Source organism: Actinomyces sp. Z5, assembly GCF_003287795.1.
GTDB lineage: Bacteria > Actinomycetota > Actinomycetes > Actinomycetales > Actinomycetaceae > Actinomyces > Actinomyces glycerinitolerans.
On record NZ_QMIN01000055.1, the window covers coordinates 45,936 to 63,017 of the forward strand.

General features: G+C 67.9%; 17 protein-coding genes. 7 read left to right on the top strand and 10 right to left on the bottom strand.

What is annotated here, in order from left to right; all coding sequences use genetic code 11:
* Window positions 1-4 precede the first annotated feature (4 nt).
* Window positions 5-1,855: a phosphoenolpyruvate carboxykinase (GTP) gene (locus DRB06_RS07535; protein WP_111819567.1), complete on the bottom strand. Its 1,851-nt coding sequence runs from the start codon at window positions 1,853-1,855 to the stop codon at window positions 5-7.
* Between the two features lie 158 nt (window positions 1,856-2,013).
* On the opposite strand from DRB06_RS07535, the gene DRB06_RS07540 reads away from it, so the two are divergent.
* The 3 genes from DRB06_RS07540 (at window position 2,014) to DRB06_RS16115 (ending at window position 4,976) form a co-directional block, all read left to right on the top strand.
* Entirely contained in the window at window positions 2,014-2,805 is a 792-nt protein-coding gene (locus tag DRB06_RS07540) for an LppM family (lipo)protein (protein WP_111819568.1), read from the top strand.
* 50 nt (window positions 2,806-2,855) lie between these two features.
* On the top strand, window positions 2,856-3,743 hold the full coding sequence (locus DRB06_RS07545) for an LppM family (lipo)protein (protein WP_111819569.1): 888 nt from the start codon (window positions 2,856-2,858) through the stop codon (window positions 3,741-3,743).
* A 147-nt stretch (window positions 3,744-3,890) separates the two neighbouring features.
* Window positions 3,891-4,976, top strand: coding sequence for a hypothetical protein (locus tag DRB06_RS16115; RefSeq protein WP_181575228.1), 1,086 nt, complete (start codon window positions 3,891-3,893; stop codon window positions 4,974-4,976).
* Between the two features lie 100 nt (window positions 4,977-5,076).
* Here DRB06_RS16115 and DRB06_RS07555 read toward each other — a convergent pair whose 3' ends face one another.
* Entirely contained in the window at window positions 5,077-6,363 is a 1,287-nt protein-coding gene (locus tag DRB06_RS07555) for an adenylosuccinate synthase (RefSeq protein ID WP_073331237.1), read from the bottom strand.
* A gap of 147 nt (window positions 6,364-6,510) precedes the next feature.
* Here DRB06_RS07555 and DRB06_RS07560 point away from each other — a divergent pair, with 147 nt between their 5' ends.
* Window positions 6,511-7,800: a hypothetical protein gene (locus DRB06_RS07560; protein WP_258522193.1), complete on the top strand. Its 1,290-nt coding sequence runs from the start codon at window positions 6,511-6,513 to the stop codon at window positions 7,798-7,800.
* Window positions 7,801-7,831: 31 nt separating this feature from the next.
* On the opposite strand, the gene DRB06_RS07565 is transcribed toward DRB06_RS07560, so the two are convergent.
* The 4 genes from DRB06_RS07565 to DRB06_RS07580 all read right to left on the bottom strand — a co-directional run bounded on the left by DRB06_RS07565 (window position 7,832) and on the right by DRB06_RS07580 (window position 11,725).
* Window positions 7,832-8,467: a YesL family protein gene (locus DRB06_RS07565; RefSeq protein ID WP_111819570.1), complete on the bottom strand. Its 636-nt coding sequence runs from the start codon at window positions 8,465-8,467 to the stop codon at window positions 7,832-7,834.
* A 13-nt stretch (window positions 8,468-8,480) separates the two neighbouring features.
* Window positions 8,481-9,341, bottom strand: a complete 861-nt coding sequence (locus DRB06_RS07570) for a carbohydrate ABC transporter permease (protein WP_234416300.1) — start codon at window positions 9,339-9,341, stop codon at window positions 8,481-8,483.
* A gap of 44 nt (window positions 9,342-9,385) precedes the next feature.
* Window positions 9,386-10,231 carry a carbohydrate ABC transporter permease gene (locus DRB06_RS07575; protein WP_073331246.1) on the bottom strand — a complete coding sequence of 282 codons (846 nt, stop codon included), beginning with the start codon at window positions 10,229-10,231 and terminating at the stop codon, window positions 9,386-9,388.
* Between the two features lie 150 nt (window positions 10,232-10,381).
* Complete coding sequence (locus DRB06_RS07580; RefSeq protein ID WP_111819571.1) at window positions 10,382-11,725, bottom strand: ABC transporter substrate-binding protein; 1,344 nt, start codon at window positions 11,723-11,725, stop codon at window positions 10,382-10,384.
* A 234-nt stretch (window positions 11,726-11,959) separates the two neighbouring features.
* Here DRB06_RS07580 and DRB06_RS07585 point away from each other — a divergent pair, with 234 nt between their 5' ends.
* The 3 genes from DRB06_RS07585 to DRB06_RS07595 all read left to right on the top strand — a co-directional run bounded on the left by DRB06_RS07585 (window position 11,960) and on the right by DRB06_RS07595 (window position 13,723).
* A complete protein-coding gene (locus DRB06_RS07585) occupies window positions 11,960-12,103 on the top strand; it encodes a hypothetical protein (protein WP_258522194.1) in 144 nt (47 codons plus the stop codon).
* Window positions 12,100-12,495, top strand: coding sequence for a type II toxin-antitoxin system VapC family toxin (locus DRB06_RS07590; protein ID WP_111819572.1), 396 nt, complete (start codon window positions 12,100-12,102; stop codon window positions 12,493-12,495). Before DRB06_RS07585 ends, DRB06_RS07590 begins: the two co-directional genes overlap by 4 nt.
* 211 nt (window positions 12,496-12,706) lie before the next feature.
* Window positions 12,707-13,723 carry a hypothetical protein gene (locus DRB06_RS07595; RefSeq protein ID WP_181575229.1) on the top strand — a complete coding sequence of 339 codons (1,017 nt, stop codon included), beginning with the start codon at window positions 12,707-12,709 and terminating at the stop codon, window positions 13,721-13,723.
* Window positions 13,724-13,855: 132 nt separating this feature from the next.
* Here the strand turns inward: DRB06_RS07595 and DRB06_RS07600 are convergent, their stop codons facing one another.
* The 4 genes from DRB06_RS07600 to DRB06_RS07615 all read right to left on the bottom strand — a co-directional run bounded on the left by DRB06_RS07600 (window position 13,856) and on the right by DRB06_RS07615 (window position 16,911).
* Entirely contained in the window at window positions 13,856-14,449 is a 594-nt protein-coding gene (locus DRB06_RS07600) for a hypothetical protein (RefSeq protein WP_111890615.1), read from the bottom strand.
* Entirely contained in the window at window positions 14,446-15,741 is a 1,296-nt protein-coding gene (locus DRB06_RS07605; protein WP_111819574.1) for a hypothetical protein, read from the bottom strand. The genes DRB06_RS07600 and DRB06_RS07605 overlap by 4 nt, the downstream gene beginning before the upstream one ends.
* A complete protein-coding gene (locus tag DRB06_RS07610) occupies window positions 15,738-16,553 on the bottom strand; it encodes an ABC transporter ATP-binding protein (RefSeq protein ID WP_220092994.1) in 816 nt (271 codons plus the stop codon). The genes DRB06_RS07605 and DRB06_RS07610 overlap by 4 nt, the downstream gene beginning before the upstream one ends.
* Before the next feature lie 127 nt (window positions 16,554-16,680).
* Complete coding sequence (locus DRB06_RS07615) at window positions 16,681-16,911, bottom strand: hypothetical protein (RefSeq protein WP_108968975.1); 231 nt, start codon at window positions 16,909-16,911, stop codon at window positions 16,681-16,683.
* Window positions 16,912-17,082 lie beyond the last annotated feature (171 nt).

Sequence of the window (17,082 nt, forward strand, 5' to 3'; positions counted from 1 at the left end):
CTGCTCAGGCGTTGGCCTTGGCAGCGGCGATGCGCTCGCGGAACTTGGCCAGCTCCTCGCGGATGGCAGCCGGGACCTTGTCACCGAACTGCTCGTAGTACTCCTCGGTGGAGTCCATCTCGGCAGCCCAGGCGTCGGGGTCGATGTCGTACATCTGGTTCCAGATGGACTCGTCCACGTCCAGGCCCTCGAGGTTGAAGTCCTCGAACTTCGGGTACAGGCCCGTCACGCCCTCGATGGCCTCGACCTCACCGGCGGAGCGGCGCACGATCCAGTCGAGCACGCGGGAGTTGTCGCCGTAGCCGGGCCACAGGAACTTGCCGTCGGCGTCCTTGCGGAACCAGTTGACCTGGTAGACCTTCGGGAACTTGTCGCCCAGCTGCTCCTGCATCTCCAGCCAGTGGCCCCAGTAGTCGGCCATGTGGTAGCCGCAGAAGGGCAGCATCGCGAAGGGGTCGTGGCGCAGCGAGCCGACCTTGGCGTCAAGGGCGGCCGCGGTGACCTCGGAGGCCACCGAGGAGCCGATGAAGACGCCGTGCGCGGGGCTGTACTGCTCGGCCACCAGCGGCACGTTGGTGGCGCGGCGACCGCCGAACAGGATGGCGTCGATGGCAACGCCCTCGGGGGCCTCCCAGTCGGGGCAGATGATCGGGCACTGCGAAGCGGGCGTGGTGAAGCGCGAGTTCGGGTGCGCGGCCTTCTTGCCGGCCTCAGCGTCGGCGGGGGTGTAGTCGTTGCCCTGCCAGTCGATCAGGTGGTCCGGCAGCTCGGCGTCGATGCCCTCCCACCACACGTCGCCGTCGTCGGTCAGGGCGACGTTGGTGAAGATGGTGTTGGCCTTCATGGTGTCCATGGCCACCGGGTTCGTCTTGTAGGACGTGCCCGGGGCGACGCCGAAGAAGCCGGCCTCGGGGTTGATGGCGCGCAGGCGGCCGTCCTCGCCGGGGCGCATCCAGGCGATGTCGTCGCCGACGGTCTCGACCTTGTAGCCGGGGATGGTCGGCTGGAGCATGGCCAGGTTGGTCTTGCCGCAGGCGCTCGGGAAGGCGGCGGTCACGTGGTACTGCTTGCCGGACTTCTCGTCGGTCAGGCGCAGGATCAGCATGTGCTCAGCCATCCAGCCGTCGCGGCGGGCCATGGTCGAGGCGATGCGCAGCGCGTAGCACTTCTTGCCCAGCAGGGCGTTGCCGCCGTAACCGGAGCCGTAGGACCAGATCTCGTTGGTCTCCGGGAACTGGGTGATGTACTTCTCCTCGTTACACGGCCAGGTGGTGTCCTCCTGGCCGGGGGCCAGCGGGGCGCCCACGGAGTGCACACAGGGAACCCAGGTGCGACCCTCGTTGATGAGGTCCATGGCCTTGGCGCCCATGCGAGTCATGATGCGCATGTTCGCCACGACGTACGGGGAGTCGGTGATCTCGATGCCCAGCTGGGAGATCGGGCCGCCGAGCGGACCCATGGAGAAGGGGATCACGTACATCGTGCGGCCGGCGTAGGTGCCGTCGAACTTCTCGTTGAGGATCTTCTTCATCTCGGTCGGGTCGTACCAGTTGTTGGTCGGCCCGGCGTCCTCCTCCTTCTCGGAGCAGATGAAGGTGCGGGACTCAACGCGGGCGACGTCGCTGGGCAGCGAACGCGCCAGGAAGGAGTTGGGGCGCTTCTCCGGGTTGAGGCGGATGAACATGCCCGACTCGACCATCTCGGTGGTCAGGCGGTCCCACTCCTCCTCGGAGCCGTCGCAGAAGTAAACGTCCTCCGGCTTGCCGAGCTCGGCGAGACGGACGGCGAAGGCAATGACGTCCTCGGGGGCGTTGGCCGGTGCAGCCGCCCGGACATCCTGCTCAGACACTGTCATGTGAGTCCTTCTTTCTTCGATTCTCGTGACTCAACGGGTCAGGTCCTATCCTTCCTCATCTGGCGCCCCAGGTCACGTCCGAAGGTCCCCCGAACGCGGAATTGGCGCCCTCCGGGGTGGTGTTTCCCGCCACACCCGCCGCCGTGTAGCGTCGGGGCGTGTCCCCGAAGCCACTCGCCGACCGCCGCAAACGCGCACTCGCCCACCGCCTCGCGATCACGGTGGGCGCGGCCGCACTGGCGCTGTCGGGCTGCACCGCCCACATGGACATGCACCTGGATGCGGCCGGCACCTACGCCGTCGACCTGGTCATGCGCGACACCACCGGCGCGGTTTTCACCGACGGCGCCGACTGCGAGAGCCTTACCGCCGACTCGCTGATCGGCTCCGGCGACGGCGCGACGGTTACCGCCTCCCCGCTCGGTTCCGCCGACGACGCCGAGGGACTCGGCTGCGAGGTGCACGTCACCGGCGTGCCCATCCCCGACGCCGACGACGAGGATGCCGCCTCGGAACAGTTGGTGGTTCGCGACGGTGACCTGTACGTGGTGCACATCGCCGGCGTCGGGGGCGCACTCGCCGCCGACGCCGCTCAGGCGGACGCGGATGCAACCGCGCAGACCGATGCCACACAGGCCACCACCGCGGAGTCCACGCCTGGGTCGTCTGGGTCGTCGGAGTCACTGAACACGGTGGTGGACGCCCGCCTGTCGATCACCTTCCCGGGCGCCGTCGTGGACGCCGGCGGCGGCACCGTGAAGGACACCACCGTCACCTGGGAGGATGCCGACCTGCTGTACGACGGCGTGAGCGCGTCCGGGCGGGCGCAGGCGGGCGCAGGCGTGTCGGCCTGGGACCGCTACGGAACGTGGATCGTGGCCGGGGTGGCGGTCGCCGGAGCGGTGGTGGGCGCGGCCGCGCTGTGGCGACTCCGCTCACAACGGCGTTGAGCGTCATCGTTTTGTTGCCGGAGTTGGGGTGTTTCCGTACACTCCGGGGCATGAACAACCTCTTCCCCAACTCCCTGCGCCGCACGGGCGCCGTGGTGGCAGGCTCAGCGCTACTGCTCGGCTCCGCCCTCCTCGGCCCCACCGCGATCGCCGACGACAACGACGACTTCTACGGACTCTCCATGAACATGAGCCTCGACCTCGTGCTCCACGAGGACGAGCTCGTCGACATGTCCGTATCGGCTGGAATCGACGGCATCGACCCCAGCCTCTACTGCACCGAAGAGATGCTGGAACTCAGCGGCATCAGTGACGACGATATCGCGGAGCTCGGTGACGAGGCCGAGGTCGACGTCGCCGCCCAGGACGACTCCTGCGCCCTGACCGTCACCGGTGCCTCCCTTGACGCCTTTGACGGCTCCGACTCCCCGATCACGCACGAGGGCGACGAGTACATCGTCGACTTCGGCGACATGGGGGACGCCGGCGACTACTTCAGCTCGATCTCCATCTCCGTCACCTTCCCCGGCAAGGTCACCGAAGCCGATGACAGCGCCACAATCGACGGCAACAAGGTCACCTGGAACGACCTGACCAACGCAGGCACCATCCGGGCGGTCGGCAAGGACTCGGCCGGCAGGAGCTCGGCCATTTGGATCGTGCTCGTCGTGGTGGCGCTCCTGGTGGTTGCCGGCGTCGTCGCCTTCATCGTCTTCCGGAGCCGGAAGAAGCCCGCCCCGGCGGCCGGCTACCCCGGAGCCGGATACCCGGCCCAGCCGCAGCAGCCCGGCCAGCCAGGCTACGGCGCCGCACAGCAGCCTTACGGCCAGCAGCAGGGCTATGGCGCCCAGCCACAGCAGCCCGGCCAGCAGGCCTACGGCAACCCGCAGCAGTACCAGCCGGGCCAGCAGCCCGGAGACCCCAACACCCAGCACTGAGTGAACTCTTCGCGACGCCCACGCGCCCGGCACCGGACGCGTGGGCGTCGCCCTATGCTGCGACCGTTGCTCCTTCGGCGGTGCTTAAGCGGCGATACCCCAGTCCGACTCTAGGCCGCAGCCCAGAAGGTTCCGTACACTCCCGGCATGAGCATCCTCTCCCCCACCACCCTGCGCCGCGCGGGCGCCGCAGTGGCCGGCTCCACGCTACTGCTCGGCTCCACACTCGTGGGTCCCGCCGCCTTCGCCGACTACGGCGATGCGAGCGCCCATATTGACTTCACACTGTATGAGAACAAGACCGCCGACTTGGTCATGACCATCGACATCGAAGGCGTGAGCGCCGACCTCTACTGCACGGAGGATGCGGCCGATCTTGATAGCCTCAAAGACATCGAAGACGCCGACGACGACATCGAGGTGACACTGTCCGCCGAGAACGACACCTGTGTGCTGTCCATGCTCGGCCTGCCCATCGTCGGCTCCACCGACGATGGGTTCTCCGTCAAGCACCAAGACGGCACCTACGTTGTCGAGATGTCCGGCTTCAGCGACTTGAGCGATTACGACTCCGCCACCCTGACGCTCACCTTCCCCGGCGACGTCATCGAAGCCGACGAGAACGCCACCATCTCCGGCCGCAAGGCCGACTGGGAGGATATCGCCGCACTCGACTCCCTCCAGGCGACCGGTTTCGACACCGCCGATCCGGCCACGCCGAGCCCCTCGGCCTCCGCCTCCGCCTCCGCGGAGCCCACCGACGCGCCGTCTCCTGCCACCGGAGACGCGGAGCCCACTCCCACGAGCGAAGCGGTTGCGGCACCCGCCGACGCCGACTCCGACGAGGGGCATTCGCTGCTGCCGATCGTTCTCGGCATCGTGGGCCTGCTGGCGATCGCCGGCGTCGTGGTCGGCGTCGTCGTCTACCAGAACCAGAAGAAGCACGCCGTCCCGGCCGCCGGCTACCCCGGCACCGGATACCCGGCCCAGCCTTATCAGCAGCCCGGCCAGCCGCCCTACAACCAGCCGGGATACGGCGCGCAGCAGCCTTACGGCCAGCAGGGTTCCGGCGTACAGCCGCAGCAGCCCGGCTACCCGAGCCAGCCCGGCCAGCAGGCCTACGGAAACCCGCAGCAGTACCAGCCCGGCCAGCCCGGCTACGGCAATACGCAGCGGTACCAGCCCGGCCAGCCGCCCTACGGCCAGCAGCCCGGCCCCTACGGACACCAGTGAACTAGCGCCGTCCAGAGCCGTCCAGACGTCAGCGCGCCCGCGCGGCAACAGCGGCGGCCGGCCCCCACCTGCGGGGCCGGCCGCCGTCGTCGTTAACCGCTCAGCCGAGCAGCCGGTGCCGGGTGATGGTGGCCTCGCGGCCCGCACCCACCCCGATCGCGGAGATGCGGCAGCCGGCGAGCTCCTCGATGCGCAGCACGTAGTCGCGGGCGGCAGCGGGCAGGTCCTCGAAGCGGCGCACGCCGGTGATGTCCTCGCTCCAGCCGGGCAGCTCCTCGTAAACCGGCTTGGCGTGGTGGAAGTCGGTCTGGGTCAGCGGCATCTCGGAGGTGACCTCGCCGTCGACGTCGTAGGCGACGCACACGGGGATGGTCTCGTGTCCGGTGAGCACGTCGAGCTTGGTCATGACCAGGTCGGTGAGTCCGTTGACGCGGGCGGCGTAGCGGGTGACGACGGCGTCGTGCCACCCGCAGCGGCGCGGACGGCCGGTGGTGACCCCGTACTCGCCACCCTCGGCGCGCAGCCGCTCCCCCATGGCGTCGGTGAGCTCGGTGGGGAAGGGGCCCTCGCCGACGCGGGTGGTGTAGGCCTTGACCACGCCGACGACGGCGTCGATGCGGGTGGGGCCCACCCCGGTGCCGGTGCAGGCGCCGCCGGCGGTCGGGTTGGAGGAGGTGACGAAGGGGTAGGTGCCGTGGTCGATGTCGAGCATGGTGGCCTGCCCGGCCTCGAACAGGACGGTCTTGCCGGCGTCGAGGGCCTGATTGAGCAGCAGGGAGGTGTCCACCACCATGGGGCGCACGCGGTCGGCGTAGGACAGCAGCTCGTCCGCGACGGCGTCGGGGTCGATGGCGGGACGGTTGAAGACCTTCAGCAGCAGGCTGTTCTTCTGGGCGAGGGCGGAGTGGACCTTCTGCCGCAGGATCGACTCGTCGAACAGGTCCTGCACGCGCAGACCCACGCGGTTCATCTTGTCCGCGTAGGTGGGGCCGATGCCGCGGCCGGTGGTGCCCAGTTGGCGGGCGCCGAGGAAGCGCTCGGTGGTGCGGTCCATGACCCGGTTGTAGGAGGGGATCAGGTGGGCGTTGGCGGAGATCTTCAGTGCGGAGGCGTCCTTGCCGCGGGAGGTGATCTCCTCGATCTCCTGGAATAGGACCTCCAGGTCCACCACCACGCCGTTGCCGATCACGGGGGTCACCCCGGGGGTGAGGACGCCCGCGGGCAGGAGGTGGAAGGCGAAGGTTTCGCCGTCGATGACGACGGTGTGGCCGGCGTTGTTGCCGCCGTTGAACTTGACGACGTAGTCGACGCCCTGACCGAGCTGGTCGGTCGCCTTGCCCTTCCCTTCGTCTCCCCATTGAGTTCCGACGACGACGACGGCTGGCATTGCTGCTCCCTGTGTGCGTGGGTGCCCCGGAGGGCAGGCGCGGCCTGGGCGCGCCGCAGGCCAGACTACCGGAGGCCCCGCGCCGTGCTCGGGTGGGGCCACCTGGCGGACTTGCACCACCTAATGATAATCATTACCGTTTGCAGCATGAGAACTCTTCCCAAGCTCGGTGCTTTAACTCTGGCCGCAACGACGGTGTTGACCATGACTCTGACCGCCTGCGGCTCACCCTCCGCCGGCGGCTCTGGCTCCCACAGCACCGTGGAAGCACAGGCCCCGGCCTCGTCGGCCAAGCCGGTGGAGGTCAGCGATGTGGATCCGCGCGCCGCCATCGCCTACGACGGCGGCATCCAGATCGTCGACACCTCCGACGGCACCGTCGTGGCGGACATCAAGAAGGAGGGGTTCCTGCGCCTCAACCCGGCCGGGGACGGCCGCCATGTGCTGGTCTCCTCCTCCGAAGGCTTCGAGGTCCTGGACCTGGGAATGATCGTCAAGCCCCACGGCGACCACAACCACTACTACACCACCACCCCCGGCCTCACCGGCTCCGTGATCGCGGCGCAGACCCCCGGACACGTCGTCACCCACGCCGGGAAGACTGCCGTCTTCGACGACGGCACCGGCACAGTCACCATGTTCGACACCAAGGCACTGGAGGACGGCCAGCTCAGCCCCGACGAGCTGACCAGCTTCCAGACGAACGACCCGCACCACGGCGTCGCCGTCCCCCTGGCCAGTGGCAGCGTCCTGGTAACCGAGGGGACCGAGGACGAGCGGCACACGGTCCACGAACGCAAGGCCGACGGGAGCATCGGCGCCGAGTCCACCGACTGCCCCGGCGTCCATGGCGAGGCCACTGCACAGGGCGAGGACGTGGCCAGCTTCGGCTGCACCAACGGCTCGGTGGTGTTCCGCGACGGGCAGTTCCACAAGGTGCCGGTGCCGGAGGCGTACCAGCGCAGCGGAAACCAGTTCGGTTCCCCCGACTCCCCGTACGTGCTCACGGACTACAAGACCGTTGAGCCGGTGGACGGCGCCGCGCCGGAGCACCCCACGAAGGTCGGCATCATCGATACGACCGATGCCACCACCACAACCGTGGAGCTGGGCTCGGCCTACTGGTTCCGCTCCTTCGGCCGCGGCGCCGCCGGGGAGGGAGTGGTACTGACCTACGACGGCCGGCTCAACCTCATCGACCCGGCATCGGCCGCGGTGACCAAGCAGGTGGACGTGGTCACGCCTTGGACGGAGAACGAGAACTGGCAGGAGCCCGGGCCCAATGTGAAGACGGCCGGCGACTTCGTCTACATCACCGACCCCACCGCCAAGAAGCTGCACCTGGTGCAGATCTCCACCGGCAAGCTGCTCTCCAGCCTGGACCTGTCGGTGGTGCCCAATGAAATGGCGGTGATCGACGCCGAGCTGAAGCAGTAACCGGTGCCGGGTAGCGCGGCGCCGAGCCGCGCTACCCGGTGGATGTACGGGCGTCCTCACGCAGGCGGTCGATGACGGGACGCTGCACCAGGGCCATGAGGTAACCGATGAAGGCGACGCCGAGCAGCACCATGAACCAGCCGGCGGCGGCACGCGCGCCCGGCAGGGTCACCGCCAAGACCACGGGGGCGGCAAGCAGAAGCAGGCACACGGCGGTGCGGCCGAGTGCCCCGACGGCCAGGCGCGCCGCATTGGCCACGTGCGCGCCGACGGTGTTGTCGAAGAAGGCGACCAGCGGCACCAGCCAGATCAGGACGGCGACGATCAGCAGCGCCCCGGCGTCGACCAGACCGGTCAGGGCGGCACCGCCCAGCTGGGACAGCGACAGGTTCATCCAGGCGGCCAGTCCCGCCGCGGTGAGCGTCGGCAGCCACCAGGCCAGCGACTGGACCAGGTTGGTGCGGAAGGAGTGCCACCAGGTGCGCACCGTGTAGGTGTCCTCGTCGCGCACCATTTCCATCACCACGCGGGCGCAGGCGGTAAGCGCTGCGCCCGCGGTGATGATCGGCAGACACGCCAGCAGGGTGAGCAGGTTGACGACGACGAGGTCGGCGGCCGCGGACCAGGCCCGGTAGAAGGCCGAGTCGGGTCTTAAGAAACCGGGCATGGCGCGGGCCGGCTCAGCCCTTGACGGCCCCGGCGGCGACGCCCTCGACGATATACTTCTGGCCGAAGGCGTAGAAGACGACGATCGGGATGATGGCCAGGACCAGCATGGCCATCTGGGCGCCCATGTCGCGGTTGCCGTTGGAGCCGACGAGCATCTGGATGACGATGGGCACCGTCTTGTAGCGCTCGTCCTGGCCGATGACCAGGTTCGGCAGGAGGAAGTCGTTCCACACCCACATGGCGTTCAGGACCGCGACCGTCACCGAGGTTGGCTTGAGCAGCGGCATGACCACCCGGAAGTAGCTCTGCAGCGGGGTGCAGCCGTCCATGTAGGCGGCCTCCTCGATGTCCATCGGCACGGACTTGATGAAGCCCGCGAACAGGAACACGGACAGGCCGCCGCCGAAGCCCAGGTAGAGGATGATCATGCCCCACGGCGTCGCCAGGCCCAGCGCGTCGGCGATCTTGACGGTGGGGAACATGACCAGCTGGAAGGGGGCGATCATGGAGAAGGCGAACAGGTAGTAGATCAGGGAGGTCCACCAGGTCTTGACGCGGGTGATGTAGTACGCGGTCATGGCCGTCAGCAGCACGATCACCGCCACCGAGCCGACGGTGATGAACAGCGACCAGCCCAGGGCCCGGGCGAAGCCGGACAGCTGCAGACCGGTGATGTAGTTGGTCAGCCCGGCGAAGGTCTCGCCGGTGGGCAGGGAGAAGGGCGAGTCGGAGATGAAGAACTTGCCCTTGAAGGAGTTGATCAGGATGAACAGCAGCGGAATGATCCAGATCAGCGACAGCACCGTCAGCAGGGCGGTGAGCAGGTTCTGACCGGCCGTCTGCTTGCGGCGGGCGGGCTTGGAGGGCTGCATCGGCTTGATGGCCGTCGGGCCCATGGGGGCGAGGGTCTCGGTGCTCACGCTTCAACCTCCTTGGCGCGGGTCGCACGCAGCTGCAGCACGGCGATGACGGAAACGATGATGAAGAAGATGACGGCCTGCGCCTGGGCGATGCCCTGCTTGCCGACCTGCTTGTACATCAGGTCGACGATGTTCAGCGCCGCCATCTGCGTCTGCTTGAGCGGAGCGCCGTTGGTCAGCGCCAGGTTCTGGTCGTACATCTTGAAGGTGTTGGCCAGGGTGAGGAACAGGCAGATGGTGATGGAGGGCATCACCATCGGGATGGTGACGTGACGCAGAGTCATCCACTTACCGGCACCGTCGATCTGGGACGCCTCGATCAGTTCCGGCGGCACGTTCTGCAGGCCGGCGATGTAGATGATCATCATGTAGCCCATGAGCTGCCAGTTGATCAGCAGGATCAGGCCGAGCATGCCCAGGTGCCAGTCGTTGACGATGGTCTGGCCCCAGTGGCGCAGGATCGCGTTGAGCATGACCTGCCAGGTGTAGCCCAGCACGATGCCGCCGATCAGGTTCGGCATGAAGAACACCGAGCGGAACAGGTTGGTGCCGCGCAGCTTGCGGGTGAGCAGGTAGGCCAGGGCGAAGGCGCCGAGGTTGACGGTGATGATGGATATGGCCGAGACCAGGGCCGTGAAGCCGAGCGCCTTGACGAATCCGGTGTTGCCGGTCAGCGCGGTCTGGTAGTTGGCGAAGCCGACCCACTTGGCGTTGGTCAGCGTGGTGAACTTGGTCAGCGACAGGTACAGGCCCATGAAGAAGGGCACGATGAACGCGATGAGGAAGGCGATCAGCGTGGGGCCGGTGAAGACGACGAAATACTTCTTGAGCGACTTGGTCATGTGTGTCTCGAGAGGTTCACGGAGGCGGGGTGGCAACGGCGCGTTTGAGTGGGAATGACAGGCGGCGCCCGGCAGTGTCACCGGGCGCCGCCGTCGTCAATTCGTGATTCTACAAGGGCCACTCAACGGCCGTTGTGGGAGTGCGGAGAATCAGGCGCTCTTCTCGGCGTGCCACTCCTCGACGAAGTAGGTCTTGACGTCGTCCCACTCCTCGGCGCCGGAGGCGTACTGGGACAGGTGCTGACCGGCCTGATCCTTGAAGTCCTGGCTCGGGAAGGTCTGGAACACCCAGTTGATCGGGTACAGGTCCTCGTTGTTCATGTACTCCACGACCTCGGCGCCGAGCGGGTCGGCGGGGGTGAGCTCGGCGAAGGCCGAGTAGGGAGCCATGGAGACCACGGAGTTGTCCGTGAGCAGCTTGGCCGCCTCGGCGTCCATGAACAGCCAGTTCAAGAAGTCGATGGAGGCCTGCTGGTCGGCCTCGGAGGCCTGGGAGTTGATCGACAGGTAGTTCTCGGTGCCCAGCGCGATGCCGGAGTCCTCCTCGCCGTCCACGCCGATGTAGATCGGCATGAAGTGGATCTGGTCCTCCTTGACGACGTTGCCGTCGACCTCGGAGATCTGGGACCAGGCCCAGTTACCGTTCTGGACCATGGCGGCCCTGCCCAGGGCGAACTCGGCCATCGAGTCGGAGACGGACTTGGCGGAGGCCTCGGAGGGGGCGATCGTGGAGTTGTTGAGGTACAGGTCGAAGATCTGCTGGTAGTTGTCCGAGTAGGTCAGCTCGAGGTCGGGGGTGTCGGTGACGCCCTTGTCCTTGAACTCGTAGTAGATGGGGTAGTTGGCCAGGTGGGTCTGCCAGCGCCAGTCCTCACCGGGGGTGAGGGAGGTGGAGGCGAAGACGCCGTCGATGCCCAGGTCGTCCTTCTTGGACTGCATGTCCTCGACGACCTCCTTGAGCTTGTCGAAGCCCTTGATCTCGTCGATGGAGGAGGCCTTGGCGCCGTCCATCGCGAAGTAGGCGTCCATGATCTCGCCGTTGTAGATCAGGCCGTAGCCCTCGGTTGCGAGCGGGGAGCCGTAGACGGTGCCGGCATCGTCGGTCAGGGCCATGGACGGGTCGGTGAGGTCCTTGACGAAGTCCACGTCCGAAATGTCGAGCGCGTAGTCCTGCCAGGTGGCCAGGCCGACCGGGCCGTTGATGTTGAAGATCGTGGGCGGGTTGGACTTGGCGACCTCGGTCTGCAAGGTCTGCTCGTAGGTGCCGGAGGCGGCGGTGACGACCTTGACCTGGACACCGGTCTTCTCGGTGTAGGTGGAGGCGATGGTCTTGAAGGCGTCCTCGGCCTCGGGCTTGAAGTTCAGGAAGTAGACCGAGCCGGCCCCGGAGTCGCCGGAGCCGGAGTCGGACCCGTTGGAGCAGGCGGCCAGAGTCGCGGCGAGCGCGACCGCCGCGGAGCCACCGAGCATGGAGCGACGGGTGATGGGTCGCATTGATTGTCCTCCCTTGGACACGAGGTTGCCGGGCCGAGGCCCGGGTAGAGAGCAACTGCCAATCGTGAGCCATGAACCGCGGAACGGCTCACAGCGCGACGGCGATGACGCCCCCATTACACACGACACCCCGCCTTGCTGCAAGCCTTGCAAGCCGGATTCGGGATATTCATGGGCAGATACGGGGTTTTCCACGAACTTGCGGCACCATCCTGTAACCTTATTGCAAAGACGGTGTCACTCCATTGCAGGCCGGCGGTCGCCCGCGCCGAACGCGAGGACGGCCTGACCGAGCTGCTCGACGACTTGGACCGCGAGCTGGGCCCGGTCGACGACGCCGACCTGGCCTGGGCCGACCGCGCCCTGGGACTGGCGTGACCACGGACGGCGAGGTCACGGGCCTGACCTTGGACACCGGGGCACTGCTGGCGCTTGAGCGCGGCGACGCCAGAATGCGGGCCCTGCTGCGCCGGGCAGTCGAGGCCGGGATCGCGCTGGCGGTACCCGCCGGCGTCGTCGCCCAGGCCTGGCGAGGAGGACCCCGCCAAGCGCGAATCGCCCGCCTGCTCGGCGACCCCGCGGTTCAGGTCATCCCACTGGACGATGTGGCGGCGCGGGCGGTGGGCCTGCTATGCGGCCGCAGCGGACACCCCGATGTCATCGACGTCCATGTGGTGCTGCACGCCCGCGAGCAGGGCCACGCGGTAGTGACCTCGGACCCGGGCGACCTGCACGCCGTCGACCCCGGGCTGCGCCTCATCGCCGTGTAGCCCGCCGACGACGGCGAGGCCGGCCTCCTGGACATCACAGGGTTCAACGCCTGTGCCGACCCCCTGTCTCCTACTACGAGCTTTTGCACCCTGGTGTGCGGGTATACCCATCGGATCAGGGCGCAAAAGCTCGTACCACAGGTGAAGGACGTGTTCCTGCGCCACGTCCCAAGCCTTCATCGGCGGGCATGGGCCGCGGTGCCCATTGCCCGTGATTGCCCAGCCGGAGAGGATACGATGCATGTCCGCTCCCACCGAGGTATCCGGCAAGGTCGTGCACCGCCTGACTGGCCGACGCACTGCCCCGGAGCGGGCTGCGCTCGCGCTCATCGTCATGACAATGCTGATATCCCTTCTGGTCGTGGTTGACCACGTCAGGCGGAGCAGGCCCGAGGCCTCCATCGGAGGAGACGCGTCGCAGCCGGTCCGGGAACTGGTCGAACTGGTCGAGACCCTCAGCAACATGAGCGGCTGGTTGCACACCGCGCTCGTACTTGAGACGGTCGGACTGGTACAGCTCATGAAGCGCCGGCAGGCGACCGCGGCCGTAGCGGGGTTGTGGGTCAGCGGACCGCTTACGTACACGATCGCGTTCACAGGGGCGGATGAGACATTTCAGGTAATGGAGGGAACGATTGGTGACAGCGTCGCCCTGTTGGTGGCCTTGCTCGTCGCCGTGATCCCAACCGGCATTACCGCAGTAGTGGCGGGACGGCGGATGCCCCGGCCCCGCCCCGTGTCCGTCGCGTTGGGCCTGGGGGCGTCGGTGTTCCTGCTCGCCTTCTCCGCGATTCAGCTGATCCGAGGCTGGCTCAATTACCAGTATGTAGCGAACCTCTGCTGGTACGCACCCGTGCGAATCGACGCGGCGGTGGGCCCGTGGCTGTCCACGGAAGTCAACCTGAACGGCTCCGAACACGGTCTGCCGTTCATCGGTGCCGGTGGCGTGATGCTGGTGGCGGTGTTCGTACTCGCGCTGCTGGCCGTGACGGCGTCGGCCTTCCGGATTCGAGGGCTGTTCCCGGCAGGGGCGGTCGGTGGACCGGTTGCTCTGCTGATTCACCATGTAGCGGTCTGGGTGGTGTCGAACAGCACTCTGTTCGGCCGGGGATCGCAGTGGGTGCCGTTGGCGTTCCTCGTCCTGCAATCCGGGATTCTGTTGGCGATGTCCCTGGCTGCCCGGTCGGCGGCAACGACAACCGTGGCGCCGGTGGCGGCCAGCTCATAAGGCGCTGGAGGTGCCAACCGGCTGATGCGAGCTTTTGCACCCTGCTACGAGCTTTTGCACCCTGGTGTGCGGGTATACCCATCGGATCAGGGCGCAAAAGCTCGTACCAGAGGTAAAGGGCGTGTTCCTGCGTCAGGGGCGCGGCAGGCCGAGGTCACCCCGCCAGCGTCGGGCGCAGGCTAGCAGGCCGACTGCCAGCAGCCCGACGGCGACCAACCAGGACGTCAACACGGTGGCGGGCGCCTGCCCCCAGTTCCACGGCGCGGGCGCTCCCGCCGGGTGCCCGAACCAGGCGATGACGAAGAATCCCGCCAACGGCCCGATTGCGGCCAGGGATTCGCGCAGCGCGCCAGCTGCCAGCAGTGCCAGGCCGAGCCAGGCCAGGTAGGCACGCCCCGCCTCAAGGGCGCCCATGCCCGAACGGGGCAGGGACGCCGCAACCACAAGCAACAGCCCCAGGGCTTCCATGCCCGCCAGGTGCAGCCAGCGGGCCCGCGCGACCACGCCGACGTCCCCGCGGTCCATGGCGGGCACCGGGGAGGCCAGGCTGCCGACCGCCAACACCGCGATGAAGGCGTCGAGCACCAGCAGGTAGGGCACGGCCACGGGGTCGCCGCGGGATACGAGCGTCAGCATGTTGGTGCCGATCACTGCGCTCATGACCGCGATGACCGCCATGAGCGCGCAGGCCGCGAGCAGCCTGCGGGAGCGCACGTAGAGTTTCACCGGCACTGCTCCGCCGCGCTGTCACGCATGGTGTCGAGGCGCGCTTGCATCCAGGCGTCCTGTGTGGCCTCGTCGGACTTGGCTACGCGCGCGATCTCCGCACGGTCGATGTCTCTGGTGTCTCCCATGCCGGCGGGGCGGGCGTCGGCGCCCTGCAGGCGCAGTTCCACCAACCCCGCAAGCTCTCCGTGCGCCCGATAGAAGTCCTCCACGCCAGGATCCGCGTCCGTCGGCAGGCAGTCGACCGACACCGCCGAGCCGACGATTATTCCCGCCAGGTCGTTCGCAGCGAACCAGACAGAATCGGACTCGATGGTGAAGTTCGAGGCCCCCGGCTCCAGCCCGTAGGCACTGACGTGGTCGGGGAGCTCCAGGCCGAGCGCATCCGCCTGCTCGGCGGCGCGCTCGGCAAGCGTGGTCAGCGCGGGCAGCCGGGCGGCGTCCTCGGGCCACACGCACAGCCGCAGCTGCGTATCGGTGCACACGGGATGTTCGGGAATGGCGCGCTCCACCGTCAGCGGCGGACCGGTCAGCACGAGGCCCGCCCCGAGCACGCACACCGCACAGCCCGCGGTGACTGCCACTCGGGTTCGCCGCGGCTGCGGGAAGGCGGTGCGCTCACGACGGGCTCGCAGGGCGGCGAGCAGACCCGGCAGCGCCAGAGCGGCGGCAATCACAATCGCGGCCTCGACGACGGCGAGCGTCACCCCTGCGGGTGTCAGTGCCACCCAGGCGTGGCCGGCAAGGAATACTCGGGTCAGCCGGCTCTCCGGCGCGCCCACGGCCGTCCCCTGGGTGGTGATGAGCCGGAGGAAGCAGGCCAGCACGGCGACCACGGGCGCGAACCAGGCCGGGCCGCCGAGTCGGCCCAACAGGACGCCGGCGGCCAGGCATTCGCTTACCACGGCCAGGGCGATGATGAGGTACGAGGGCCACAGGAAGCCCACCGGGGCGGAGGCGGACAGGTTGACCGCCACCGCGCATATCGCGCCAACCGCAATCACGCCCGCACCCGCCAGCAGGTAGGCGGCCAGCAAAGGTCCGGCCCAGGGCTCGCCGCCGTTGCGGGAGTCGCGTTCCCCGCGGCGACGCCGCGCCTCCCAGGCTGCCGCCCCGGCCAGGGCGGGGCCGAGGTAGTACAGCGGGGCGGTGATGGCCGCCGATGCCTCGGGCCATACTCCCTGCCACTGGTGACGGTCGCTGAGCATCAGGGCCACCAGTCCTACTGCGGCCAGGGGCGTCACACGGGCCACCAGAGAGCGCCGCAGTTCGATGCGCAGCACGCCGCTCATGACTGCTCCTGACTGAGCACGCTCATGTAGCCGCGCTCGAGTTGGTTGTCTCCGGGAGCGTCGGGCGACGCCTGCGCTTCCAACTCCGCCGTGGTGCCGCGGAAGCGGACCTGCCCGGCGTCGAGCACCATTATCTCGTCGCCGAGGGCGCGCACGTCCTCGACCAGGTGGGTGGCCAGCACGGTGGCGGTGTCTTCGAGCTCCTCTACCAGGGCGCGGAAGGCGATGCGCTGGGCGGGGTCCAGGCCCACGGTCGGCTCGTCGAGGAGCAGCAGGGCCGGGCGGCCGACGAGTGCGGCGGCCAGGTGCACGCGCTGGACCATGCCGCCGGACAGAGTGCGCAATGGCCGCTTGGCCTGCGCCGCCAGTCCCACCCGGTCGAGCGCCTCCGCGCAGGCCTCCCGTCGCCCGCGCGCGGGCAGGCCCTTGGTCCAGGCCGCGTACTCGACGGTGTCGAGGGCGCTGAATCCCGGGACCGACGCCGGGCGCTGGGGCATGAGCGCGAGCCGGCGCCGGGCCCGGCGCGCAGCGGAGGTGTCGGTGACCGTAGTGCCGCCGACCGTCACCGTCCCCGTGCTTGGCGCCAGCTCACAGGCCATGATCGACATGAGCGTGGTCTTGCCGGCGCCGTTGGGGCCGAGCAGGCCGAGCACTCGCCCCGCGCCGACCTCCAGGTCGAGCGGGGCGAGTGCCTGCAGCCGGCCGAAGTCTCGCGACACACGGTTCAATGTGATGATCGAGTGGGAGTCCGCCCCCGGTCGGCTGTATTGGTGGTGCTGGGCGCCTGCCCCACCCGGCATCTGCGTCTTCATGATTCGGTTGTACGCCGGTTCCCCAGGTCCAGCCATGCGGGATTTCCCTGACCTGGCCCTGATTCACCTGCCGCACTCACAGGGTGATACGGCCACCGGCGCAGTCATGTTCAATCAGACAGAAGTCTCAGTCGTCCCGGTGGCGCATCCAGTACAGGTATGAGTACACCCCGACGACGGCGAAGAAAAGTGGATATCCCCAAACGCGGGGTGTCAACCAGGCCTCAGCCGAGCTCAGGTTGTCACCGTCAATCAGTCCTAGTATCACTCTGGCCAGTAGCAGCCCCCAGAAGAACTCGATCACCAGCCGCCACACCGGTGGCCGACGGCGCTGCGCACGTCCACTCACAGCAGCCATCTGCAACCTCCTAAGTACGCACTTACCATTTTAGCGGATGCCTCATAACTTCGTCCATACAAATCCGACTTTTCCAGTCTGAGAGGTGCCGGGGCTGGTTGAAGTCGGTGGTGCCCGGATGCGGGAGCCGAGGGGTGTCCGTCGTCGGGCGGCTGTGGCCCGCCCGACGAC